Source organism: Corallococcus sp. AB030 (assembly GCF_003668965.1).
In the GTDB taxonomy this organism is placed as follows: domain Bacteria; phylum Myxococcota; class Myxococcia; order Myxococcales; family Myxococcaceae; genus Corallococcus; species Corallococcus exiguus.
Window position 1 is genome coordinate 1 of sequence record NZ_RAWQ01000186.1, and the last position, 22,481, is coordinate 22,481.

General features: G+C 69.1%; 16 protein-coding genes and 2 tRNA genes. 7 read left to right on the forward strand and 11 right to left on the reverse strand.

Annotation, left to right across the window (positions count from 1 at the left end):
• The first annotated feature begins 56 nt into the window (after window positions 1-56).
• On the forward strand, window positions 57-1,619 hold the full coding sequence (locus D7Y15_RS33285) for a von Willebrand factor type A domain-containing protein (protein WP_233597353.1): 1,563 nt from the start codon (window positions 57-59) through the stop codon (window positions 1,617-1,619).
• A gap of 102 nt (window positions 1,620-1,721) precedes the next feature.
• Here the strand turns inward: D7Y15_RS33285 and D7Y15_RS33290 are convergent, their stop codons facing one another.
• Entirely contained in the window at window positions 1,722-2,324 is a 603-nt protein-coding gene (locus D7Y15_RS33290) for a hypothetical protein (RefSeq protein ID WP_121755115.1), read from the reverse strand.
• Between the two features lie 215 nt (window positions 2,325-2,539).
• On the opposite strand from D7Y15_RS33290, the gene D7Y15_RS33295 reads away from it, so the two are divergent.
• Window positions 2,540-3,142, forward strand: a complete 603-nt coding sequence (locus D7Y15_RS33295) for an expansin EXLX1 family cellulose-binding protein (RefSeq protein ID WP_121755116.1) — start codon at window positions 2,540-2,542, stop codon at window positions 3,140-3,142.
• A 42-nt stretch (window positions 3,143-3,184) separates the two neighbouring features.
• Here D7Y15_RS33295 and D7Y15_RS33300 read toward each other — a convergent pair whose 3' ends face one another.
• From D7Y15_RS33300 to D7Y15_RS33320, 5 genes are all read right to left on the reverse strand, one after another.
• Window positions 3,185-3,784 (reverse strand): hypothetical protein, encoded by a 600-nt coding sequence (locus tag D7Y15_RS33300; RefSeq protein WP_120579893.1) that lies wholly within the window; start codon window positions 3,782-3,784, stop codon window positions 3,185-3,187.
• A gap of 121 nt (window positions 3,785-3,905) precedes the next feature.
• Complete coding sequence (locus D7Y15_RS33305) at window positions 3,906-4,502, reverse strand: hypothetical protein (protein ID WP_120579892.1); 597 nt, start codon at window positions 4,500-4,502, stop codon at window positions 3,906-3,908.
• 69 nt (window positions 4,503-4,571) lie between these two features.
• Window positions 4,572-10,115 carry a DNA repair ATPase gene (locus D7Y15_RS33310; RefSeq protein ID WP_121755117.1) on the reverse strand — a complete coding sequence of 1,848 codons (5,544 nt, stop codon included), beginning with the start codon at window positions 10,113-10,115 and terminating at the stop codon, window positions 4,572-4,574.
• A gap of 39 nt (window positions 10,116-10,154) precedes the next feature.
• Complete coding sequence (locus D7Y15_RS33315) at window positions 10,155-12,317, reverse strand: hypothetical protein (protein ID WP_121755118.1); 2,163 nt, start codon at window positions 12,315-12,317, stop codon at window positions 10,155-10,157.
• Window positions 12,318-12,434: 117 nt separating this feature from the next.
• A complete protein-coding gene (locus D7Y15_RS33320) occupies window positions 12,435-13,247 on the reverse strand; it encodes a hypothetical protein (RefSeq protein ID WP_120579889.1) in 813 nt (270 codons plus the stop codon).
• 221 nt (window positions 13,248-13,468) lie between these two features.
• Between D7Y15_RS33320 and D7Y15_RS33325 the strand changes: the two genes are divergently transcribed.
• The 4 genes from D7Y15_RS33325 (at window position 13,469) to D7Y15_RS33340 (ending at window position 16,745) form a co-directional block, all read left to right on the forward strand.
• A complete protein-coding gene (locus tag D7Y15_RS33325; RefSeq protein ID WP_121755119.1) occupies window positions 13,469-14,527 on the forward strand; it encodes a DNA topoisomerase IB in 1,059 nt (352 codons plus the stop codon).
• 79 nt (window positions 14,528-14,606) lie between these two features.
• Window positions 14,607-15,338, forward strand: coding sequence for a 2OG-Fe(II) oxygenase (locus tag D7Y15_RS33330; RefSeq protein WP_121755120.1), 732 nt, complete (start codon window positions 14,607-14,609; stop codon window positions 15,336-15,338).
• A 114-nt stretch (window positions 15,339-15,452) separates the two neighbouring features.
• Window positions 15,453-15,647: a hypothetical protein gene (locus D7Y15_RS33335; RefSeq protein ID WP_120579886.1), complete on the forward strand. Its 195-nt coding sequence runs from the start codon at window positions 15,453-15,455 to the stop codon at window positions 15,645-15,647.
• Between the two features lie 33 nt (window positions 15,648-15,680).
• Window positions 15,681-16,745 (forward strand): patatin-like phospholipase family protein, encoded by a 1,065-nt coding sequence (locus tag D7Y15_RS33340; RefSeq protein ID WP_121755121.1) that lies wholly within the window; start codon window positions 15,681-15,683, stop codon window positions 16,743-16,745.
• Between the two features lie 13 nt (window positions 16,746-16,758).
• On the opposite strand, the gene D7Y15_RS33345 is transcribed toward D7Y15_RS33340, so the two are convergent.
• Together D7Y15_RS33345 and D7Y15_RS33350 are read right to left on the reverse strand one after the other, a co-directional pair.
• Window positions 16,759-17,970, reverse strand: a complete 1,212-nt coding sequence (locus D7Y15_RS33345) for an alpha/beta hydrolase (RefSeq protein WP_121755122.1) — start codon at window positions 17,968-17,970, stop codon at window positions 16,759-16,761.
• 60 nt (window positions 17,971-18,030) lie between these two features.
• Window positions 18,031-18,666 (reverse strand): pyridoxamine 5'-phosphate oxidase family protein, encoded by a 636-nt coding sequence (locus D7Y15_RS33350; RefSeq protein WP_121755123.1) that lies wholly within the window; start codon window positions 18,664-18,666, stop codon window positions 18,031-18,033.
• A gap of 94 nt (window positions 18,667-18,760) precedes the next feature.
• Here D7Y15_RS33350 and D7Y15_RS33355 point away from each other — a divergent pair, with 94 nt between their 5' ends.
• The gene (locus D7Y15_RS33355; protein ID WP_121755124.1) at window positions 18,761-19,702 is read left to right on the forward strand and encodes a LysR family transcriptional regulator; all 942 of its coding nucleotides are present in this window, start codon (window positions 18,761-18,763) and stop codon (window positions 19,700-19,702) included.
• Window positions 19,703-19,746: 44 nt separating this feature from the next.
• On the opposite strand, the gene D7Y15_RS33360 is transcribed toward D7Y15_RS33355, so the two are convergent.
• The 3 genes from D7Y15_RS33360 to D7Y15_RS33370 form a co-directional block, all read right to left on the reverse strand.
• Window positions 19,747-19,820: transfer RNA gene (locus D7Y15_RS33360), tRNA-Met, on the reverse strand.
• Window positions 19,821-19,899: 79 nt separating this feature from the next.
• Window positions 19,900-19,973 (reverse strand) — tRNA-Met (locus D7Y15_RS33365).
• Window positions 19,974-20,076: 103 nt separating this feature from the next.
• The gene (locus D7Y15_RS33370) at window positions 20,077-22,083 is read right to left on the reverse strand and encodes a S1 RNA-binding domain-containing protein (protein ID WP_121755125.1); all 2,007 of its coding nucleotides are present in this window, start codon (window positions 22,081-22,083) and stop codon (window positions 20,077-20,079) included.
• Window positions 22,084-22,481 lie beyond the last annotated feature (398 nt).

A 22,481-nucleotide genomic window follows, 5' to 3' on the forward strand; every position in this document is an offset into this window, starting at 1 on the left:
CCTCCACCCCGGCCGCGGCCGCCAAGAAGCGCGCTGACGCACCGTCGCCCGCGCCAATGATGGCCGAGGAGCGTGAGTCTTCCGATGCCCTGGCCGCGGCGGAGCCGGCCATGCGGCGCGCGGCGCCGGCGAAGGACGCCACCGTGGCCATGGGCGCGCCGGCCGGCCTCCAGATGAATGCCCCGCCGCCGGTCCAGCAGCCCATGGAGAAGCGCAAGATGCAGGCGGTGGATGGCGACAAGGGCGTCGCCGAGGGCGGCAACGTCTTCGAGACCTACAAGGCCAACGCCTTCACCGAGACGGCGAAGGACAACCTGTCCACCTTCGCGGCGGACGTGGACACGGCCTCCTACTCCATGGCCCGGCGCTACCTGCAGCAGGGCCAGCTGCCGCCCACCCACGCGGTGCGCGTGGAGGAGTTCGTCAACTACTTCAAGTACCGCTACACGCCGCCGGAAGAAGGCGCCTTCACGGTGCACCTGGAGGGCGCGCCCTCGCCCTTCAACGCGCGCCGCCAGTTCCTGCGCGTGGGCGTGCAGGGCAAGGTCGTCTCCCGCTCGCAGCGCAAGCCCGCGCACCTGGTGTTCCTGGTGGACACCAGCGGCTCCATGGCGTCGTCGGACAAGCTGCCGCTGGCCATCGAGTCCATCAAGGTCGCGGTGAAGAACCTCAATGAGAACGACACCGTGGCGCTCGTCACCTACGCGGGCTCCACGCGGGACGTGCTGGCCCCCACGCCCGCCACGGACGTGAAGAAGATCCACGCGGCGCTGGACACGCTGGTCGCGGGCGGCGGAACGGCCATGGGCTCCGGCATGGAGACGGCCTACAAGCACGCGGTGAAGAAGGCCGCGGGTGGAGTGGTGTCCCGCGTGGTGGTGCTCACGGACGGCGACGCCAACATCGGCCCCAACCTCACCCCCAAGGCCATGCTGTCCAGCATCGAGAAGTACGTGGCCGAGGGCGTCACGCTCACCACGGTGGGCTTCGGCATGGGCAACTACCACGACTCGCTGATGGAGCAGCTGGCCGACAAGGGCAACGGCAACAGCTTCTACGTGGACAGCATGAAGGAGGCGCGCAAGGTCTTCGAGACGCAGCTGACCGGCACGCTGGAGGTCATCGCGAAGGACGTGAAGTTCCAGGTGGAGTTCAACCCGAAGGCCGTCAGCCGCTACCGCCTGATGGGCTACGAGAACCGCGACATCGCGGACAAGGACTTCCGCGACGACAAGGTGGACGCGGGCGAGATTGGCGCGGGCCACACCGTGACGGCGCTCTACGAAGTGGAGCTCACGGGCGAGGCGCAGGACGTGGCCACCGTGCGCATCCGCGCCAAGGCGCCCAACGGCACGGAGGCCAAGGAGCAGGCCTTCCCGCTCACCCGCGCCAACCTGAAGCCGTCCATGGAGGCCGCGTCCAGTGACTTCCGCTTCGCCGTCGCCGTGGCCGCCACCGCGGACATCCTCCGCGCCGCGCCCGCCGCCGAGGGCTGGAGCCTGGCCACCACGCAGAAGCTGGCGGAGGGCGCCGTGGCGGGTGACGCCGACCGCACCGAGTTCGTTCGTCTCATCGGCCAGGCCCGCGCGCTGACGACCGCGTCGGCCAGCGGCCACTGAGGGCAGTACCCAGCACGACACACCGGGGAACGCGCAGCAAGGGGGGCTCTGCCCGCCACCGGGGATGCACCGGTGGCGGGCAGGGCTTTTTTCAGGGGTGCTTCAGATGGTGCTGATGACCGGCGCCGTGGTGCTGGTGAAGAAGTCGGTGAAGGTCCCGTACCAGTAGGTCCCCGACCGGCCGTTGATCTTGCATGCCTTGGTGCCGGAGACGCTCAGGTTGGTCCCGGTGCTGTTCAGGCCGGCGCTGCCGGTCAGGATGCTGCCCGTCATGTAATCGCAGTAGATGTCCCCATTGCGCGTGGTGGAGAGCGTCGTGGGGTCCACGGCGCGCACGGCCATGATGGTGGCCGCCGAGCCGCTCCAGCCGTTCTTCATCGTGAAGCCCACCGCGAGCCCCAGGCTGGAGCCGGAGAGGGACACGGTGCCCGGCGCGTTCAGCGGGACGGTCTGGAGCACCACCGACGCGCCCGTCGTCAGGGTGCAGCTGGCGCCACCCGTGCGGGTGAGGACGACGTTGTACTGCGGCGGCGAGGTGGTGATCTGCACCGTGGTCGCTTCGTAGTCACAGCCCTGCGAGGACGCCGTGGTCAGCGCCGCGCTCTGCTGCGCGAGCTCCGCGCCGTCCTCCTGCTCCGGACCGCCACACGCGGACAGGGCAAGAGCGGACCCAAGGCACACCACGGACGTCAGCTTGTTCATCATGGGAATTCCTTTCCTATTTTGGGGAGGGGGAAGGCCCGGACGCTAACAAGCCCGTCTGACAGAACCAAGACACAGAGTCCTGTCTGCCCTTGACGCGGAGCGACGCGTGTATACTGCGCGGTATGAACCGACCCGCTTCGTTGCAAAATGCGTTGGTGTTGGCCCTGACCTCGCTTGCCTGTGGAGCATGCGGCGACTCTGCCTCGGGCGGAGGCGTGGCCCTGGGCTCCGAGCAGAAAGGGATTGCGACCTTCTACGACGCCAACGGGGGCGGCAACTGCAGCTACGACCCGGGCGGCGACCTGATGGTGGCCGCGATGAACCGCGAGCAGTACGACAACAGCGCCGCCTGCGGCCAGTGCGTGGACATCGCGGGGCCCAAGGGCAACGTGCGCGTGCGCATCGTGGACCAGTGCCCGGATTGCGATAAGGGCCACCTGGACCTGTCCCGCAAGGCCTTCGACAAGATCGCGGAGGCGAAGGATGGCCGGGTGAGCATCACCTGGACGCCGGTCTCCTGCGACGTGGCGGGTCCGGTGAAGTACCACTTCAAGGACGGCAGCAACCCCTGGTGGACGGCCATCCAGGTGCGCAATCACCGGCTGCCCATCCAGAAGCTGGAGTGGAAGCGTGACGGTGATTGGAAGGCGCTGAAGCGCGAGAGCTACAACTACTTCGTCACCGACTCGGGCGTGGGCGAGGGCCGCTTCCAGCTGCGCGTCACCGCCACGGGCGGCCAGCAGCTCGTCGACTCCGTGGAGAAGGTGCTGGACGACGGCAGCGTGGACGGGGCGGAGCAGTTCGCGCTCCAGAAGTAGGCGCACGCGCCCCGCCGCCCCGTCCGTCACTGCGTCAGCGCATCAGAACGTGAAGACGGACGGGGACGTGGTGCTGGTGAAGAAGTCCGCGTAGCTGGCCACGTAGTTGTTCCCCGAGCCCGTCTGGCCGGAGATGGTGCCGCTCTTCGTGCCGGACACGGTGAGCGTCGTCCCGTTGGACGCGATGGACAGGCTGCCCGAGTAGATGGAGCCCGAGCCCAGGAAGATGGACAGCCCCGTGGAGCGCACGATGGCCATCGTGTCCGGAGCCACGTGCCGGAGTCCCAGGGACTGGGGCGAGCTGCCGCTGACGCTGGTCTTGTACGTGTAGCTCACTGCCACGCCCAGGTCGTTGGCCGCCAGCGACAGCGTGGGCGCGGTGCCGGTGGAGGAGCCCACCACCACGCTGTCCGCGCCGAAGGCACAGGTGGCATCCGCCGCGCGCGTGACGGTGACGTCGTAGATGGGAGGAACGGTTCCCGTCCGCGCCGCGGACGACACCGTGAACGTGCAGCCCTGGGAGGTCCCCGTCACCAGCGCGGACTCCTGGGTGGCGAGGTCGGCCTCCCCCCCCACGCCAGCGCCACACGCGGTGAGGCCCGCGATGGCGCAAAGTGAAACAACAGACTTGATGTTCAGCATGGGAGTGCACTCCAGGGTTGGGGTGGTTGAAGCGCCGTCCCGTATAAAAGCAAACGTCAGACACTGAAAACATTTCGTCCTCAATGCCTGCCATCCAAACCCTGGGGTGCGAAGTCACCCATCAGAACGCGACGATGGACGGTGTCGTCTCGCTGGTGAAGAAGTCCGGGAAGGTGGCCACGTAGTCATCACCGGAGCCCGTCTCTCCGACGATCGGGGCGTTCTTGGTGCCGCTGACGGTCAGCGTCATGCCGTCCGGTTCAATGGACAGGTCTCCGGCGTAGATGAACTTCCCCAGCGCGTTGAAGTACAGGCCCGTGGACCGGGTGATGGCCAGCGTTTCCGGTGCCACGTGCTTGATGCCCAGCTGCTGGGGTGAGGGCCCACCCGTCCGGTACGTGTAGCTCACGGCCACGCCCAGGTCGTTGGCCGCCAGGGACACCGTGGACGGCGTGCCGTTGGAGAACCCCACCACCACGCTGCCCGCGCTCCAGGGGCAGGTGGAACTCGCTTCACGTGTGAGCGTGATGTCGAAGATGTAGGGGAACGGACCGGGCTGCCGCGGCGCGGACGACACCGTGAAGGTGCAGCCCTGGGAGGTCCCCGTCACCAGGGCGGACTCCCGGGTGGAGAACTCGCCCTGCCCTTCCGCTCCTCCGCCACACGCCGTGACCGCGACGACCGCACACAGGGAAACGACAGACTTGAGGTGATGCATGGCACTGCCCTCCAGGGGTTGGAACCGCGCCAACCCCTTTAAAGGCAAATGCCAGACATGCAAACCGGATTAACGCCGCAGCATGCCGCGCAGCAACTCCAGGGCCTCGGTGACCCCTTGCCAGACCTGGAGCGCCTTGATGCCCTCGCCTTCGCCCTGCACGTTGCGGCGGGCCGCGCGCTCCAGGGGCAGCAGCGCCCCCTCCACCAGCTCGATCTGCCGGCTCAGCTCCGCCGGAGACGGACCGTTCGCGGCGCGCTGGAGCGACTCGGCCTGTGAAGGCAGGGACACCGACACCGGCCGGTCCGCCAGGGCCGTGATGGCCTTGGAGAGCTGGGCCATGTACGGGCCGAAGTCCGGCGCGGCCGCCTGGGGCATGGGCGCGTTGCGCAGCGTGGGCGCCTCCGCTTGGGTTGCCACGCGCTCCGTGAGGGCCTTGAGCAGCTGCGCCAGGTGCTTGAGGTACGGGGCCAGGTCCGTGGCCGGAGCCTGGGCCACGGGAGCGGCCTGGGGCATGGCCGGGAGGGACACCTGCACCGGGGCGGGTGGCTTCGCGGCGGCCTCGCGGCTGACGCGGGCTACCTCCAGCACGGCCTCGCGCAGGGCCTCCAGGTGCGGGGCCACGGGCGTGTCCTCGCTGGGGGCGTTCGCCTGCGCGGCGGCCTGCACCACCGCGTCGCGCACGGCGCCCAGTTGTTCCTCGATGGCGCCCAGCTGTCCGGTGACGCGCGCCACGGGGTCGTCTTCCTTGCCCCCCATGCGCTTCACGCGGGCGAAGCCCTGCTTGATCTCCTCCCAGCGCTTCGCCTTCTCCGGCGTCAGGCGCCCGCGCATCTCCTGGAGCTTGAGCAGGTTCTGCTCCGCCGCGGTGGTGAGTGTCTGGGATTCGCCCTGGTAGTGGTCGTCGATGCGGCGCTCAAGCTCGTCGTCCGTCATCGCGGAGACGACCTTCTCCGCCATCTTGCCCATGTTGCGGTAGCTGCCCTGCAACTTGAACGGAGGCTCCGTGCGGAAGCGCTCGTCCTGCGCGGCGGACGCGATGTACTGGAGGTTCACCTTGAGCAGCACCTGCTGCACGCGGAACAGCCGCTGGAAGACGGCGACAATCTCCTGCAGCTCCGCCGCCGCGTAGCCGTGCTTCAGCTCGCCGGAGGGGACGTCCTCGCCCTTGGCCATCCGGATGAGGCGGTGCACGTCCTGCGGGTCGCGCGTGGCCAGCGGCGCGAGCACCGGGTTGGAGGTGAGCGCGTTCTCCAGGTAGCTGAGCGCGAACAGGTCCTCCTTGCCGTCCAGGATGTCACCCAGGTTGTAGGTGTCCGCGCGGTTGGCGAGCATGTCCGGGATGCGGAAGCGCTCGCCGGTCTCCGTGTACGGGTTGCCCGCCATCACCACGCAGAACTTCTTGCCGCGCAGATCATACGTGCGCGTCTGGCCATTCCAGACACCCTCTACGCGGCGCTGGCCGTCGCACAGGGAGATGAACTTCTGGAGCAGCTCCGGATCCGTGTGCTGGATGTCGTCGAGGTAGAGCATCACGTTGTTGCCCATCTCGAAGGACAGGTTGATGCGCTCCACCTCCTGCCGCGCGGTGGCGTTGGGCGCCTCCGACGGATCCAACGACTTCACGGAGTGGCCCAGCGCCGGCCCGTTCACCTTCACGAAGGTGAGGCCCAGGCGGCTGGCCACGTACTCCATCAGCGTCGTCTTGCCGTAGCCCGGCGGAGACATGAGCAGCAGCATGCCCATGCGGTCCGTGCGCTTGCCCTCGCCCGCCGCACCCAGCTGCTTGGCCAGGTTCGCGCCGATGAGCGGCAGGTACACCTCGTCGATGAGCCGGTTGCGCACGAAGCTCGTGAGCACCTTGGGCGTCAGCTCCTCCAGCCGCAGCTTGCGCCGCTCGCGGTCCAGCAGGTCGCGCAGGTACGCGCGGTAGGCCACGTACGCGGGCACGCGCACCTGGCGGAACTCGCCCAGCCGAGACAGGAACTCGTCCAGGCGCAGGGACAGCTTGCGGTCCTGGACGCGCGAGTGGCTGCCCAACAGGCCCGTGGCCTCCGTGGCGGTGATGGCGCCCGCCGTCTCGCGGTCCAGCTTGCGCTCGGTGAGGAGCACCACCGCCGTCTCCAGAGCGACGTGGGCCGCGTCGCCCGGACCACCCTCACGACGGGCCAGGAACGCATCTACCCAGGCGCGAGCGATGCGCAGGCGCTCCGGCAGGTTCTTCTCCAGGCCGCGCAGGTCGTCGTCGAACGCGGTGCGCGAACCGTGGCGGTCCAGGTGCGCGAGGAAGGCATCCTTCAGCGCCAGGGCCTCGCGGCTGGTGGTGAAGCGCGGGCGGTCCACCGCCAGCTCCTCCACGAGGTAGCGACCCGCCTGCCGGCCCTCCGCGGGCGACGCCGCGAGGCCGTGGCCCTGGAGGAACGCGAGCACGCGCTCGCCCAGCTCGTCACCCAGCGCCACCAGGTCCGAGCCGATGTCGAACGCCTGCCGCAGCCGCGCGAGGCTGCGCGCGCGCCGGTGGAAGACGCCCCGGAGCGTGTCGTCCGGGTCGAACGCCCAGTACAGCGCGGCCCAGGCGCGAGGCACCGGGGCGAAGCGCAGGAGGCCCGCGCCCTGGTGCAGCGCGAGCAGCTTCTCCAGGAGCGCCGTCGCGTCCGAGTCGTGCACGCCGCGCTCGTAGCCCTCGTCGAAGCGGTCCGCCGCGTACGCGCGCACGCGCTCCATCAGCTGCCCCTGCGCGCCGGCCTCGTACAGCGCCGTGAGCGTGAGGCCGCCCTTCCCCTCCTCCGCGTCCATCAGCAGGCCCGCGGCCAGGTACTCCGCGCGGTACACGTCGCGCGTCTCGGAGACCAGGTGCTGATCCCAGAGCTCGCGGTACTTCAGCAGCTCCGGGTCCTCCAGCTTCTGGGTGTAGTCGGAGCCGGTGAGCTGGAGGTACAGCGCGCCGTCGCGAGGGACGAGCGTCAGCTCCAGCGGCTGGGTGTTCACGTGGAAGCGGTAGGGCCCCAGCTTGATGAGGCCTTCGCCGCCCTCGAACAGGTCCTGCTTGTCGCGCAGGGCGCGCAGGGCGTCCTGCTTCGCGGACTTCACCCGCGACAGCACTTCGTCCGCGCGCACGCTGTCCTGGAGCGCCAGCAGCTGTTCAGCCAGCTGCCGCAGCTTGAGGATCATCGCGTCGGACGCGAAGTAGGCGTTGAGCTCGTCGTCCGCCTTGAACGACTTCGCCCGGCGCTGCACGCCCTGGAGGATGCGCTCCGCCGCGCCGAAGAGGCCCGAGGCCCGGCGCTGACGCTCGTCCACCAGCGACTGCTTGCGCGCGCCGAAGGCCTCCAGCAGCTCCTCGCGCTTCTGGGTGATCTGCCCCAGGAACTCGTCGAACTCGCCGAAGCGGCCCTCCAGCTCCTCCAGCAGCACGGTGAGCTTGGAGAGCGCCTCGTCGCACTTCTCAGGCGAGTCCGCCTGCGACAGCGCGTTCTCGATGCTCTGCCCCAGCAGCTTGAACTGCGCGCCGAACTCCGCGCGCTTCTCCTTGCCGGACAGCTCCTTGCGCTTCGCCTGGAGCCCCGCGCGAACGCGGTTCAAGCGGCTGAACAGCTCGGAGATGCCCTCGAGGATCTTGGCCCGGGCCAGCGGGTCGCCCACCTGGAGCCCGCCCACCACCTCACCCAGCACCTCCAGGCCCTGGGCGGTGCGATCCACGTCCTCGGCCAGCGGGGCCAGCTCGGCCGTCGTCGTCAGAGGCTCCAGCCGCTCCAGCAGCCCGTCCAGCCGCGAGGCCAGGGGCTGGAGCGCTTCACCCTTCTGGAGGAAGTCCACGCACGCGGTGCTCACCGCGTCGGACGCGGCCACCACCGCCTGCTCCAGGGCGTCCACGCGCCCCAGGTCCATGTAGCGGACGTCCTTCAAGGTGATGAGGTGCCCGCGGTGCCGGCGCAGGTCCGCCAGCGCGCGCATGAAGCCCTCGGCATCCGTGAGCCCCTCCGGCTGCGCGTTGAGCAGCAGCGTCTCCTGCGTCTGCAGCGCCTGCGCGAGCGACTCCTCCGCGCGCTTGCGCATCGCGAGGACCTTCTCGAACTCATCGATGATGAGCTCGGAGGTGCGGCGCAGCAGCTCGATGGGCGCCTGGAGCCCCACTTCCGCGTGGGAGAGCCAGTAGTAGGCGTCCAGGGCGCGCGTGGCCGCGGAGACCAGGTCCTCGTAGGTGCGGCGCGTGGGCTTGTCCGTCTTCGCCACGCGCGGCAGCGTCAGGGCGTCACTGATGCCGCGCACCAGCTCCGCGTTGCCCACCTTGCCCAGGTAGCCCGGCGCGGGGGGCACCTTCGCCGCGTGCTCGTCGGAGACGAACGGCGTCTGCCACACCTGCATGGGGTGCACGCGCGTGGGCTCCTGCGACGTGGCGCGGAACACCACCAGCCCACCGTCCGCGAAGAGGCTCATTCCGTTCGCCTGCAGCGGCGTCTGCACCTCCTTGCGCACCAGGTTGTACGGGAAGAGCACATACGCGCCCTCGTCCCGGCGGTGGAAGACGTAGAGCACGTCCTCACCGTTGGGCGAGCGCACCGCCTGGTGGAACTCCATCCCCTCCGACGCGCCGTCGAAGACCTTGTAGTCGCCCGTCTGGAGGTAGTAGCCGCCCGGGAAGACGATGCCCTGGTCCTCCGGCAGCCGCACACAGGACTGGCCAATGGCGTCGATGCGCACCACGTGCTGGGTGCGCGAGTTGAAGACGAGGTAGCGGTACGCCTTCTCCCGGAACGGCAGGATGCGCAGGAGGATGAGCCCGCCCACCTGCGTCCAGGCGAACTCCGCGTCGTCCAGCGACTGGTCCGGGTCCTCCACCGGCTCGCTGTAGATGCCCAGGCCGGTGGCGGTGTTGTCCTCCACCTTCACGGTGAGGTCGCCCTTCACCGTCTCCACGAAGACCTGATCCAACACGTTGACGTGCGGGTGCTGGCCCAGCACGTACTGCTCGCGCGTGGCCACCGTCCACTCGAAGTCGTGTGACGGCGGGTAGACGTGGTCGCGCTCACCCTGGTTGTCCACGTAGGTGGCGTGACCCTCCACGTCCACGTTGAAGCGGAAGACCTTGAGGTCGCGCGCGGACAGGCCCGTCTGGAACACCGCGAGCAGGCGCGAGTCCCGCCGCCGCAGCTGCAGCAGCTTCGCGTCCTTGTAGTACTTGTACAGCTCGCCAAAGTCCTTCACGAACCGGGGGTCCGCGAGGAAGCCGCCGGCCTCCGTGGGAGGCACGGCGGACAAGTCGAAGCCCTCGGCCGTCTTCTCGAAGCGGTGCAGCGAGAAGACGTCCGAGATGTTCGTCTCCTTCTTCAGGCCGATGAAGACGTTGTAGCCGAAGAGGAGGTACTTCCCGACGCTGACGATGTCGCGGGGGACGCAGTTGTTCTCCGTGCGTACCCGCTCGTTGCCAATGACGGTGAGCTCCGTGCCACCGAACAGCGCCTTGCGCCGCCCGTTGAGGTCGTTCGCCTGGGTCGCCAGCGCGTCCGCCTGGGAGACGAGGCGCGCACGGATGACCTCGTAGCTGCCGCCCTCCAGCGTCGCCTCGCCCCCGGGCACCTGGGTGCCCGGGGTCTTGGTGCTGTCAGTTGCCATGGATGTTCACCGGAAAGGGATTGCGATTGGCGGGAGGCTTCAGCCCTGCTGCTTCTGCGCGAGGGCCGCGGCTTCCGACTGCACCAGCGCCTTGATGCCAGCGGCGGTGGACTCCGTGGGGCTCACCGACATGCGGTTGAGCAGCGCCGCGACGGCCAGGTTCTGCGCGTCGTTGCTGAGGCCCGGCTTGGAGAGGATCTCCTTCAGGTCCGCCGGCAGGTCCTTCTCACCGTTGAGGTAGCCACCGAGCGTCTTCTTCAGGGCCTCGCCGTGGTCCAGCGCGCCGTCCACCGAGCTGCCGAAGGACACGGCCTTGATGAAGTTCTCGAAGAACTTCCCGTCGCCACCGACGATCTGGAACTTCGCGTTGCTGAACGCCTGGCCGAGCACGCTGGCCTGGGCCTGCGCGATGTCCTTGCGCACGTTGATGGCGGCCAGCTCCACGTCGCGCTCCTTGTTGAGGCGCAGGCGGTACTCCTCGTGCTCGCGGCCCACGCCGTCCAGGGCCTTCATCGCGGTGGCCTTCTCCGACAGGCCCCGGGCCTCGGCCATCAGCTTCTCCTGGATGGCGGCGGCCTCGGCGAGCAGCTTCTCGCGCGTGGCGAACGCCTCGGCCTCGCCGCGCTTGTGGATGGCGCCCGCTTCCGCCTCCTGCACGCGGGCGTTCGCCAGGCCCTTCTGCTCCGCGCCAGCGGCCTCGGCGAGCAGCTTCTCGCGCACCGCGGACGCCTGCGCCTGGCCCTGCTTCTCGATGACGGAGGCCTCGGCCTCCTTCACGCGCACCTGCGCCATGCCCAGCTTCTCCGTGGCGACCGCGTCCGCCTCACGCACGCGCACGCTGGCCAGGCCCGCCGCGGCGGACTCGGCCTGGATGCCCTCGGCCATCCGCATCTTCGCCTTGGCCTGCTTGTCCGCGGCCTCCAGGTCGGCCTCGGCCAGGGTCAGCTTCTCCTTGGCGAGGAACACGGAGATCTTCGCGCTCGCCTCCGCTGCGGTGACGTCCTTCACGGACGCCTCTTCGGCGTGCGCCTGGGCGGTGATGATGATGGCGTCCTTGGTGCGCCTGGCATCCGACGTCACGCGCAGGTCCTTGATGTTCTCCTCTTCCTGGGCGACGGTCTTCTCCACCGCGATGCGGGCGCGGACGACGTCGGCGATGGCCTTCTTCTCCGTCTCCAGCGCCTTCTCCTTCGCGATGCGCTGCAGCTCCGTCTCACGCTCGCGGTTGATGGCCTCCAGGGCGCGGTCCTTCTCCACGCGCTCGGTCTCCACGCCCACCACGCGCTCGCGGTTCTTCTGGGCCACCTGCACCTGGCGCTGCTTGTTCTCCTCGTTGATGGCGATCTCTTCTTCCGCCTTGATGCGCGCCAGCTGCGCCTTGGCGAACTCCTCGCTCTTCACGCGGTCGGCCTCGGCCGTCTCACGCGCCTGGATGATGTCGATCTCGCGGCGCTGCTTGGCGGCCGCCTCCTCGCGCTGACGCTCGAGGGCGAAGATGGCCTCGTCGGCCTCCACATTGCGCTTCGTCACGGCCATGCGCTCGGACTGGCGCAGCTCGTTGGTGAAGACGTTCTGCTCGGTGGTGAGCTGGGTGATCTTCCGGATGCCCTGGGCGTCCAGGATGTTGTCCTTGTCGAGCATCTCCACCGGGGTCTGCTCGAGGAAGTCGATGGCGCAGTCCTCCAGCATGTAGCCGTTCAAGTCGCGGCCAATGGTCTCGACGACCTTGTCCTTGATCTCGTCGCGCTTGGTGTAGAGCTGCTCGAAGTTGAAGGACTTGCCCACCGTCTTGAGGGCCTCGGAGAACTTGGCCTCGAAGAGGTTCTCCAGCGTCTCCTGGTCGGAGGCGCGAGCGCAGCCGATGGACTGGGCCACCTTGAGCACGTCCTCACGCGTCTTGTTCACGCGCACGAAGAAGGTGACCTTGATGTCCGCGCGGATGTTGTCCTGGCAGATGAGGCCTTCCTTGCCGCGGCGGTCGATTTCAACCGTCTTCAGCGAGATGTCCATCACCTCCGCGCGGTGCACGATGGGCAGCACCACGGAGCCGGTGAAGGTGACCGTGGGCTCGGTCTTCAACGTGTTGACGATGAGCACCTTGCCCTGATCCACCTGGCGGTAGAACTTGGCCACGCTGGCGAAGATGCCGAAGCAGATGACGATTGCGACGCCGCTGATTGCCGCGATGCTGATGAGGTCCATGGCCTATCCTGAGAAGTCCGTTGGGCGGGCCTTGTTCCAAGCACTCGGGGTCCCCCGCGAAAGCCACCCGGTACCGATTGTCGCGCCCGTCCGGAGGAGCCCGGAGGACGCCAATATTCATCGCTGGGCGCGGGCTCGCGCGATGGCCGCTGCCTTCAGCGGATCCCGCAGCTGCTCCATTTCCTGGGGGAGGAGCCAGTCCACCGGCTCCACCTCGTACACGCCCCGCTCCGCGTCGTAGCCGAGGATCAACGCCGGCTGGCCGCGCTTGAGCTCGTTGGGCTTGTCACAGAAGACGTTGAGGATGAGGCCCGCGGCCCCGTCGTCAAAGGTCGCGTGGCCATCCTTCGCGGTCACGCTGCCGCTGGAGATGGTGCACACGCGGCCCATCAGCGCATCGCGGCCCGGAGCGCGCCTGGCGATGAAGATGGGGCGCAGCGGCCGCACCGCGATCCCGCTCGCCACCGTGGCCACCACCGTGCAGACGAGGCCCAGGCCCGTGCTCACGAGCCACGAGGGCAGCATGGAGAGCGCCGAGTGCGTGGCCTGGACGCCGAGCAGCGACAACGACCAGGAGAGGAACACCACCAGGCTCACCGACACGGTGACGGGGATGCCCCCGAAGCCCAGCGCCGCGAGCAGGCCCGTGGCGGCCTCCGCGTCGTGCAGGTGCGAGTGCCCCGCGTGGCCGACGTCATGGCCCCCGAGGGCCTTCGCGCCCCCTTCGAGGATCCCCGAGGTGGCCTTGGCGCCGCCCTCGAACGCGCCGCTCACCGCCTTGGCGCCGCCCTCCAGGGCCGAGTCGCCATCCAGCATGTCGATGCCGGCCGCGCCGATGATCACGCACAGCCAGTACGCCAGCACCACTCCGAGGAGGATGGTGAAGATCGCGGTCGGGAACGCCAGGAGGGCGTCGAGGAAGGTTGTCATGCCCCGGGAATAAATTGAGAGGTGGGAGTCGCAACGAACTCTAAACGACTGCATCCCCATCCGAAAATGCCGCCCGGGGCTTTTCTGCCCGCCTGCTCTCCCTCCCGCCGGGGGGCAACCGGATTGCCGCCCCGGCGTAGGCTGCGCACTACAGGGAGGCGATGCCCTCCCACGCCACCGTCTCAGAATCCGAGCGCGTCCCACGAACGAGCCGCCAGGGAATGACCCAGCTGGAGCGGCTGCGGCAGGACGGCCACCGTCGGCAGGGGTCGATGAAGCGAGGCTTCCGCTACGTGGACGCGCGGGGCCGGGCTGTCTCACACGCGGAGCGTGAGCGCATTGGCACACTGAGGCTGCCGCCCGCCTGGACGGACGTGGCCATCTCGCCCAAGGCCTCCGCGCGGCTTCAAGCGGTGGGCAGGGACGGAGCGGGCCGCTGGCAGTACCGCTACAGCGAGGCGCACACGCAGAAGCAGCGGGATGCGAAGTACCAGCGCATCGTGGGCTTCGCGCAGGCGCTGCCGAAGATGCGGCGGCAGGTGAGCAAGGATTTGCGCAAGCGGGGCCTGGGCCGGGATCGGGTGCTCGCGGGGATGCTGCGCATCCTGGGCACCTGCTTCATCCGTCCGGGCAGCGAACGCTACGCGGAGGAGCACGGCAGCTTCGGCCTGGCCACGCTGCGAGCGCGGCACGTGAAGGTGCATGGCGACACGGTGGTGTTCGACTACCCGGGCAAGTCCGGAGTGCGGCAGCACCGCGAGTTGAAGGACCGGCGCGTGGCGACGCTCGTGCGGCAGTTGTTGAAGGTGCCCGGGCGAGACGTCTTCAAGTTCGTGCTCGACGACGGCGCGGTGGTGGACGTGAGGCGCCGGCACATCAACGAATACATCCAGCAGGTGATGGGGCCGGGCTACAGCGCGAAGGACTTCCGCACCTGGGCGGGCACGCTCATCTGCGCCTGCGCGCTGGCGAGGGCTCGCGATCGCGTGAAGGAGGATGGCGACGACGGCCCGGTGAAGAAGACCGTGCTCAAGAAGAGCATGGTGGCCGCGGTGCGCGAGGCCTCCGAGCAGCTGGGCAATACGCCCGCGGTGGCGAAGGCGTCGTACATCTACCCGTCCGTGCTCGTCCTGTTCGAGCGAGGCCAGGTAGTGGACCGCTACTTCCGGTCCGTGGACGAGCTGGCGGCGAACTCGGGCGACGGCATGCACTGCTCGGAGAAGGCGCTGTTGCACATGCTGGGCAAGACGAAGCTCAGCGCGAAGCAGGCGCCCGTGTAGCTCAGGACTCGGCCGGGAAGGAGGCGGGCGGTGGCGGTTCCCCTCTCGCGCGCACCGGGAAGGCGCTAGCGTCCGGTCCGTGCCCGAGTACGTCACCCACCGCGACGCCCTGCCCCGCGCCGAGTTGGAGTCCCTGGGGGATGCCCTGCTCGGCTCCCGCTTCGTCGCGCGCAGTCCGTTGATGGGCACGTTCCGCGCGAGCCGCGGCTTCGCGTTCATCTTCACGCGCGAAGGACGCGCGACGCTGGAGGCCCGCTTCCCGTTCCTGTCCGTCTACCTGCGCCGCATCCTCGACGACGACAGCGCGCGCGGGCTCCTGCCGTGGACGCAGCGCTGGTTCGGTGGCCGCGACACACGTCCGCGCCCCAATGCCTTCTATTTGAACCTGCTGCTGCTGGACGCGGGCACACCGGTGGGACGCCACATCGACGCGACGTTGCAGGAGCCGAGCGGCGTTCCGGACGCGACGCCCGAACACGTGAGCGTCCTGTACCTGCGGGTTCCAAAAGGCGCGCAGGGAGGCTCACTGCGGCTGCTGCGAGACAACCAGCTCCAGGGCGAGGTGCGGCCCCGTCCGGGCCTGCTGGTCCACTTCCGGGGCAACCTCCAGCACGAGGTCCAGCCCTTCACCGGAGGCCCGGAAGGCGCCCTGCGCGCGAGCCTCGTGTGCGAGCAATACGCCTTCGCGGATGACGTGCTGCCCCGGCTCCCGGTGTTCCGCATTCAGTCCAAGGCGGGCTTCTCCGCCTACCTGGAGGCCCAGCGCGAGCGCGACGGCGCGGCCCCTTCCGTGGGAACGCTGGAGGAATAAGCGCCCGCTGGTGCCCCGCTCCTGGAGCATGCAGCCGCACGGGCAGACCACCGCTTGCGCCCACGGGGCAGCATCCCAAGCCTTGAGGTTCACCTTTCGCAGGAGTGGACGACCATGGCGGGCAAGAAGCTGGAGGGCTACGGCGAGACCAGTGAGCGACGCCAGCGGCACCTGGAGAACGACGAGTTCTCTGAACGGGCGCCCCAGACACCCGAGGAGTTGGAGAAGGCGCGCACCGAGCCGGAGGATGGGCATCAAGTGGTGACCCTCCATCCGCTGGATTCAGAGCGTCCGGACGACGAGGACTGAGCACACGCCGGGCTGATAGGGTCAGCGCCCGCGATGAGCCAGAGTCTGACCTTGCTTGCGGGCCCCGACGCCCTGCGCATCATCCGGGAGCGCGGACTGCGCGCGGAGGACGTGGACATCCTTCCAGGCGCTTCCGGTGGACCGAAGTGGCTGGGGCTGGAGGGAATCGACCGCGTGCTGTTCGGCGAACTCCTCCAGCAGCCACGCACCCGGCCGCTGCACCTCATCGGCAGTTCGATCGGGAGCTGGCGGCTGGCGTGCCTTGCGCAGAAGGATCCGGTGGCCGCGCTGAGGCGCTTCGCGGACGCGTACCTGGAGCAGCGCTATCCGCCCAGGCCTTCGCCCTCGCTGGTCAGCGAGAGGAGCGCGACGATCCTGGATTCCCTCCTGGGGCCGGACGGCATGGAGGAGATCCTCACGCACCCGTGGGCGCGCCTGCATGTCGTGACGACCCGGTGCAAGGGATTGCTGGCGATGGAGCAGTCCAGCATGCAGCTCGCGGGCTTCGTGCTGGGCGCGCTGGCGAACGCGGTGAGCCGCCGGACGCTCGGGCTCCACATGGAGCGCGTGGTGTTCCACACCGCCGGGGACTCCAGCCCCTTCGCTGGACTCAAGGACCTGCCGTCGGTCCATCGTCCCCTCACCCGCGACAACCTGCGCCCGGCGCTCATCGCATCGGGCTCCATTCCGATGGTGCTCGCGGGCGTCCACGACATCCCCGGCGCGCCTCCCGGCACGTACCGGGACGGCGGCGTCGTCGACTACCACCTGGACGTCGACTACGGCACGGGTGACGGGTTGGTGCTCTATCCGCACTTCTATCCGTACGTGGTGCCCGGCTGGTTCGACAAGTCGCTCAAGTGGCGGCGCGCGGGTCCGCTCAACTTCCGCCGCGCGTTGATCATCACGCCATCGCCCACGCATCTGGCGCGGCTGCCCGGTGGACGCATCCCGGACCGTTCGGACTTCACGGAGATGAAGGCCGACGACCGGATCCGCGCGTGGAACCAGGTGCTGACCGAAGGCGACCGCGTGGCCGACGAGCTGCGTGAGCTACTGGCCTCGGGTCGCATCGCGGATCACGTCCAGCCGCTGTAGCGCGCGGATCCATTCAGGAAGCGAGCCACGTGCGAAGCGTGGCGTAGACCTCCGGGTGGTCGAGCAGGTCCAGGTGGTTCGCGCCCGGGATGATCCGCTGGTTCGCTTCCGGGAATCGCAGTGTCAGCTCGGGCAGGGCATGCCGCCCGAGCGCGCTGTCCACCGGGACCAGCCCGTCACCGGGCAGCCGCTCCGCCAACGCCTTCGCGGTGGTCGCCGCGATCGCGTAGCAGGCCACGCCCTCCGGCAGCGTGACGCCGCGACGGGCATCCCCACCCCACCCGAAGCGCTCCCGCCCTTCCCAGTGCTCATCGAGCACGTTGCCGAAGCGCAGGTCGGTGACGCCAGCACCACGAATCCGTCCCAGGCGAGCGAACGGCGCGCTGTACGAACTGATCTCCAGCAGCACGTCCACCCAGCTCCCACCGCGCTCCAGCGGTGAGCCGTGATGGGGAGACCCAAGGCAGACGAGCCCGCGCAACAAGGGCCGCCAGGCCTGGCCCTCGGCCTCCGCCGCGAGGCACGCGCTCCGCGCCACCAGTCCGCCCATGCTGTGCCCCATGAGCGTCAGCGATTCGAGCGGCACGGGCCAGCAGGCCACGAGCTGTTCCAGCAGCGCGGAGAGCGCACGCCCGTTCTGGGAGATGTGCAGGCCGCTGTTGTAGTGGAGGTAGACCGGCGTGTAGCCGAGGTCGCGCGCCAGCGCCGCGCCATGGTCATGCCCCCGCCGGCTCCACTGAAGGTCGTTCATCGAGGAGCCATGGACCAGCACGAGCAGCCGGCTCCCTGCCTCCGGGAGGGCGGCGCGCAGGGCCTCGGGCTCCAGGCACAACGGCTGCCCCTGGACCCGGAACGCCATCGGAATCGCGAGCGGGTTGCCCTGTGCCTCCAGCGCATCCCCCAGCACACCGTTCAGCGCGGAGACGACCGCCTCCCGCTGAGGCCCCGGAGCACTGTCACCCAGCCACGGCGAGAGCCGCGCGAGCACGGCGTCGAGCCCCGCCCCCACGTGCCGCGTGGCCTCCTGGAGTGTCGAGTAGATCCACCCCGTCACGGCCCGCGCCGGGCGCTCCAACGGCCTGCCCAGGACGGACGGCCCGCTGGCGATGGTGCAGTGCACCTCCTCGACGAGCCCCATCACGCCCCGGGTGGCCTGCACCGCGAGGCGGCTGGCACCCCGCAGGGCCTCCGCGTTCTTCCTGACGGCTGGCGACTGGCTGTTCATGGCTCACGCCTCCACGATCAAACCTACCGAACCGTAACCTACCCGACCGTAGGTCCAGGGTCAAACCGGGGGCCGCTTCAGGCGCGCAAGCTCCTCGCGCAGGGAGCGGTTCTCCGTGCGGAGCGTCTGGAGCTCGGTCGACACCGGACGCAGCATTTCGTCCAGCTCCGCCTCGGTGAACCGGGGCGTGATGTGCTGGGGACAATTCCAGTCGAAGCCCTCCACCCGGAGCACGAAGCCGCGTTCCGCCTTCGCGCTTTGCCCGGGGACCTCCAGTCGCTCCATCATCGCAGGGTCCGTTTCGCGGGTGATGACGGACGCGTGCGCCAGGACCTTCAGGCGCGCACGGTTCGGGTAGTCCACGAAGATGAGCGCGACCCGGTCGTTCTCGCTGACGTTGCCCGCGGAGATGTACTGCTTGTTCCCCCGGTAGTCCGCGAAGCCCAGCGTGTGCGGGTCCAGCACCCGGATGAAGCCCGGCGGACCGCCCCGGTGCTGGATGTAGGGCCAACCGTTCGCGCCCATGCTGGCCATGTAGAAGCTGTCACGTTGGGCAAGGAACTCCGCCTCGTCGGGCGTGAGCACATCCGGTGCGTCCCCTGCCCTCTCGATACGTGCGTAGGCCGCACGGCTCCCGTTCTGCTCCTGGAACGCCCTCACCGCGGGCGTGAAGGCGAGTCTTGCGAAACGGCCCATGGCTTTTCTCCCTCGATGCACCACGTATATCCATGGGACGTGGTGAAATAATCAGCCCAACCCGCAAGACTTCATTGCCAACCCCGCAAGAATCATGGACCAGCTCTTCACGCTCCGGACGTTCGTCGCCGTCGCCAGGCAGGGAAGCTTCACGGTCGCATCCCGCCACCTCCGCATCTCTCCGTCGGTGGCGACCCGCGCTGTCGCCCAGCTCGAGGAGCGGCTCGGGCTCGCGCTCCTCACGCGCACGACGCGCTCCGTGCGCCTCACCGAACGTGGGCAGATCTATCTGGAGAGCTGCCACCGGCTGCTGGAGGACCTGGATGAGGCCGACCGGCGCGTCCGGGGTGAGAACGCCGAGCCGCGAGGCGAGCTCCACCTCTCCGCCCCCATCGTCTTCGGACGGCTTCACGTCCTACCGGTGGTCCAGAAGCTGCTCGCGGCGCATCTGGCCCTGTCCGTCCGCATGCACCTGTCGGACAGGAACCAGCACCTCGTGGACGAAGGCATCGACGCGGCCGTCCGCCTGGGGGAGCTCAAGGACAGCAGCCTCATTGCCCTCAAGGTCGGCACCGTCCGCCGCGTGCTGGTGGCCAGCCCCCACTACGTGAAGCAGCACGGGGTACCCCGCTCGCCCGCGGAGCTGAACCGCCATGAGCTCATCGCCTTCGAGGGCCTCGACGCGACGAACGAGTGGCGGTTCGGCGAAAGGGAGAAGCCGGTGCGCATCCAGCCCCGCCTCATCCTCAACAGCGCGGACGCGCTCATCGCGGCGGCGGAGCAAGGGGTTGGTATCGCGCGCACGCTCTCGTACCAGGTGGCGGACGCCGTGCTCGCGGGGCGGCTGGTGCTGCTCCTCGGAGCGTTCGCGCCACCACCGGTCCCGGTGAGCGTCATCTACCCCGGCCGCCGGAGCACCTCCGCGAACGTGGGCGCCTTCGTCCGCACGGCGCGCAGCCACTTCGAGGAGCACCCGCTGCTGCCCGTCGAAGCGTGGCGGACTTCCAAGCCCGCGAGCGGCAAAGTCAGACGCTGAAAAAGCGAAAGGGCCCCGGCGTTTCCACCGGGGCCCTCTCAGAGTTGCGGGGGCAGGATTTGAACCTGCGACCTTCGGGTTATGAGCCCGACGAGCTACCAGGCTGCTCCACCCCGCGTCACCGTGACGCGGTACTGCTGTTATCACCTTGAACACCCGGGGTCGAAACTTTCATTTCGACCCCGGGCTTTTTCAAGTTGCGGGGGCAGGATTTGAACCTGCGACCTTCGGGTTATGAGCCCGACGAGCTACCAGGCTGCTCCACCCCGCGGCGAGAACGAGAGGGTAAGTACCGAAGCCTCTCGCTACCGTCAACACCTATCTCGGCGCCCCATCGCATTGTTTCGCGCGAGCGCCGAGATGGCGTGACGTCACTACTTGCCCAGCTTGCTGAGCAGATCCGCGAAGGTGCCGAAGCCCTTCTTGCCAGCGCCCTGCGGCTGCTGCGTCTTCTGCCAGGCCTCCACCTCGGCGCGCTCCTCCGCGCGGATGGCGCCGGGGATGGACAGGCGGATCTTCCCGGAGGCGTCGATGTCGATGATCGCCACCTTCAGCTCCTGGCCGATGGAGAAGTGCTTGCGCATGTCCGTGCCGCGATCCGTGCCGGTCTCGCTGGCCGGGATGAGGCCCTTGCCGCCCGGGAACGCGAGGAACACACCGTACGGCTCCAGCCGATCCACCTTGCCGACGACGACCGCGCCCACCTTGGGACGGGCCGCCGCGGGCTCCTTGGGAGCCGACGCCTGGGCCTCCTTCGCGGGACGCTCCTCGGGAGGACGCTGGGCCTCCTCCTCGGAGATGCGGCGCAGGCCGATGCGCTTGTCATTCGGGTCGATCTTCTCGACGGAGACCCAGATGACCTCGCCTTCCTTCACCGCGTCGCGCGGGTGCGCGATGCGCCGGTCGCTCAGCGCGGAGATGTGCACCAGGCCGTCCACGCCCGGGCGCAGCTCCACGAACGCGCCGAAGGGCTGGAGCCGGACGACCTTGCCCTGCATGCGGTCGCCCTCCTTGATCTCCTCCAGCGCCTTCTTGAACGGATCCTCCTGACGCGAACGCAGCGACAGGGTGATGCGCTCCTTCTGCTTGGACTTGTCGGGGGAGTTGGGCTGGCCCTCCTCCATGCGGAGGATCTCCACCTCCACGTCGTCGCCCTGCTTCACCACGTCGCTGGGGTGCGCGACGCGCGTGTAGGAGAGCTCGGAGACGGGGACCATGCCCTCCACGCCGCCCAGGTCCACGAACACGCCGAAGTCGCGCACGCCGGAGACCTTGCCCTTGACCGTCTTGCCCACGGCCAGGGTCTTGCGCGTCTCCGTCGCCAGCCGGCGCTGCTCGTCCTCCAGCAGCGAGCGGCGCGACAGCACCACGTTGCGGTCGCGCACTTCCGTCACGCGGAACTGGAGCTTCTCGCCGATGAACTGATCCGGCTTCTCCACGAAGCGGATGTCCAGCTGGCTGATGGGGCAGAAGGCGCGCGTCTCGCCGATGGCGACTTCCACGCCGCCCTTGTTCACGCTGAGGACCAGGCCTTCCACCGGCATGCCGGAGGCGCGGGCCTCCGCGAGCATCGCGAAGGACGCGTTGCCCTTGGCCAGCGCGCGGCTGAGCTGGATGCCCCGGGCACCCATCTCCACGACGTGCGCCTCCAGACGGTCACCCACGCCGAAGCGCAGGATGCCCTCGTCGTCCTTGAGCTCGCGCAGCTCGATCATCGCCTCGGACTTCGCCGAGCCGTCCAGCGACACGAACGCGGTGTCCGCGCCCAGCTGGAAGATGGTGCCACCGACCTTCTCGCCAATGCGCACGCCACGGCGGCCAGGAGCGCCACCGTCCTTGACCTGCGCCTCGAACATGTCCGCGAAGGACTCGGTCTCAGCGACCTCTTCGTACAGCGGGCTGGACGGCGCGGGGGCCGGCGTCACCGGACGCGGGGCCGGAGCCGGCGTCGAGGCCGCGGAGGCCTGCGCGTCAGCGCCCGTCTGCTCCGCGGTCGCGGTCGCCTCGGCGGGCTTCTCACCCTCCAGGGCGCGCGTCTCGATGGAGCCCGAGGCCCGCTTCACGACCACCATGGGACCGGACGGACGGCGCTCGCCGCCTCCACCGCCACCCCGGCGCTCGCCGCCACGGCCACCGCCGCGCTCACCGCCACCGCGGGGCGCGTCGCCCTGGGGACGGGGCTGCGACTGGGCGTCGCGAGGACCGCGATCACCTCGGCCCGGCCCGCCCTTCTCATCGCGGCCACCACGGCCACCGCCGCGCTCGTTGCCCTGGCCCCCCGAAGGGATGCCCAGCATCACGTCGCCAAACGTGGCCTTCGGCTTCTTGGGACCGAAACCGCCAGGACCGCCCGAATTTCCGCCGCTCTTCTCGTCGCTCACTGCCGAGACCTTCCGTTGACGATTCCAGCCCGGGACTTCCTTGAAGTCGGGGCCTTTGGAAAAAGGCGGCGCACTCTACACGTGCGCCATGCCCGGAGGAAGCCGCATGCGGCCATCCCCTTCACAATCGGCCTCCTATCCCAACGGAAAGGGGCCTGTCCTGCATTCCGTTTGAGCCCCCAGACACTGCCTGGAGGGCAGCCGTCCCACCGGGCGCCGCACCGCGTCTACCGGGCGAGACCCAGCTTCCGACCCACCTTGCGGAAGACGGCGCCCGCCTCCGGGACGCCCAGCGCGGCGGACACCGCGAAGTAGACGACGCCGAAGGGCACAGCCGTCGCCATCAGGCCCAGCACCGGGTGCAGTCGGGGCGGCACCAGGAGGGTCCCGCCCCACTC

Coding starts and splice junctions, on each gene's coding strand:
- D7Y15_RS33345 (WP_121755122.1), bottom strand. CDS start 17,970: ATGAACAGCCAGTCGCCAGCCGTCAGGAAGAACGCGGAGGCCCTGCGG.
- D7Y15_RS33290 (WP_121755115.1), bottom strand. CDS start 2,324: ATGATGAACAAGCTGACGTCCGTGGTGTGCCTTGGGTCCGCTCTTGCC.
- D7Y15_RS33325 (WP_121755119.1), top strand. CDS start 13,469: ATGACCCAGCTGGAGCGGCTGCGGCAGGACGGCCACCGTCGGCAGGGG.
- D7Y15_RS33300 (WP_120579893.1), bottom strand. CDS start 3,784: ATGCTGAACATCAAGTCTGTTGTTTCACTTTGCGCCATCGCGGGCCTC.
- D7Y15_RS33310 (WP_121755117.1), bottom strand. CDS start 10,115: ATGGCAACTGACAGCACCAAGACCCCGGGCACCCAGGTGCCCGGGGGC.
- D7Y15_RS33320 (WP_120579889.1), bottom strand. CDS start 13,247: ATGACAACCTTCCTCGACGCCCTCCTGGCGTTCCCGACCGCGATCTTC.
- D7Y15_RS33315 (WP_121755118.1), bottom strand. CDS start 12,317: ATGGACCTCATCAGCATCGCGGCAATCAGCGGCGTCGCAATCGTCATC.
- D7Y15_RS33355 (WP_121755124.1), top strand. CDS start 18,761: ATGGACCAGCTCTTCACGCTCCGGACGTTCGTCGCCGTCGCCAGGCAG.
- D7Y15_RS33305 (WP_120579892.1), bottom strand. CDS start 4,502: ATGCATCACCTCAAGTCTGTCGTTTCCCTGTGTGCGGTCGTCGCGGTC.
- D7Y15_RS33340 (WP_121755121.1), top strand. CDS start 15,681: ATGAGCCAGAGTCTGACCTTGCTTGCGGGCCCCGACGCCCTGCGCATC.
- D7Y15_RS33335 (WP_120579886.1), top strand. CDS start 15,453: ATGGCGGGCAAGAAGCTGGAGGGCTACGGCGAGACCAGTGAGCGACGC.
- D7Y15_RS33350 (WP_121755123.1), bottom strand. CDS start 18,666: ATGGGCCGTTTCGCAAGACTCGCCTTCACGCCCGCGGTGAGGGCGTTC.
- D7Y15_RS33285 (WP_233597353.1), top strand. CDS start 57: ATGATGGCCGAGGAGCGTGAGTCTTCCGATGCCCTGGCCGCGGCGGAG.